1 pseudogene is annotated in these 1,270 nt (G+C 76.5%); it reads left to right on the top strand.

The window, feature by feature from the left end:
* A pseudogene (locus tag GT042_RS17985) lies at positions 1-1,270 on the top strand (ABC transporter permease); the annotation flags it as partial.

Below are 1,270 nucleotides of genomic sequence, written 5' to 3' on the forward strand. Positions count from 1 at the left end.
CTGACCCACCGCACCCCGCGGGTGTACGGGGAGCGCGACGACCTCGTGCGCGGCCGGCCGAGCCGGCGCCGTACCGTCGCCGAACTGACCCTGCTGGTCCTGGCCGTCGGCGCGGTCACGGCGCTGCGGCAGCGCGGCACGACCGACTCCGGCGACCACCTCGTCAGCGCCGCGCCCGTGCTGATCGGGCTGATCACGGCGACCGTGCTCGTCCGGCTGTACCCGCTGCCGCTGCGCCTGGCCGCGCGCCCGGCGAAACGCCTGCGCGGGGCGGTCGGGTTCCTGTCCCTGGCGCGGGCCGGCCGTGCCCCGGCGACGGGCACACCGACCCTGCTCGTCCTCGTCGTCGCGCTCAGCACCGCCGCCTTCGGGCAGGCGGTCCTCGCGGGCACGGCGGACGCCCGGGACCGGGCGGCCCTCCTGGCCGTCCGCGCCGACGCGCGGATCTCCTCGCCCGACGACACACTGGTGGTGCCGGCCGGTACGGAACGTGCGGTCCGGGACGTTCCCGGTGTGCGCTCGGTCGTCGCCGTACGCGCGGAGCACCAGGTGAACGTCGGTACGCGGTCCGGCAGTTCGAGCCCCGTCCACGCGACCCTGATCGGCGTGGATCCGGAGCCGTACGCGGAGCTGGCGCGCGACACGGACCTCGGCGGCTTCCCCTCGGGCGTGCTGGGTACGGACACACCGCCCGGCCCGTCCCGGAGCGGGGTCCTGCCGGTGGTCGCCTCGCCGGGAGTCGCCGACGCCCTCGGCCGTACCCCACGAAGGATCACCACCCTCGCGGGTGTTCTCACGGTACGGGTCGTCGCGGTCCGTCCACGGACGCCCGCCACGGCGTCCTCGGAGTTCCTGCTGGTCGACCGCGCCGGGTTGCCCCGGCGTGCGGCGACCACCCTGCTGGTCTCCGGCGGCGGTGCGGACGGGACGGCTCTGGACGGGAAGGCCCTGCGGGACGCCGTCCGCGCGTCCGGCGCGGAGCAGTCCGTACAGCTGCGCGGCGACGTCCGGGCGCGGCTGGTCGACTCGCCGCTCCAGACCGGTGCCAAGCTGATCTACCACGCCTCCATCCTGGCGGGCGGTTGTTACCTCGTGGTCGCCCTGCTGCTCTCGCTGGTACACACCACGCCCGAGCGCGTCTCGCTCCTGGCCCTCCTGCGCACCCTCGGCCTCACGTCCCGGCAGGGGCGGCGGCTGCTCGCGCTGGAGGCCCTGCCGCAGGCGGTCCTCGCCGCCGCGGGCGGGGCGCTCGCCGGCTGGGCGACGATCC

It is taken from the genome of Streptomyces sp. SID3212 (assembly GCF_009865405.1).
Lineage (GTDB): Bacteria > Actinomycetota > Actinomycetes > Streptomycetales > Streptomycetaceae > Streptomyces.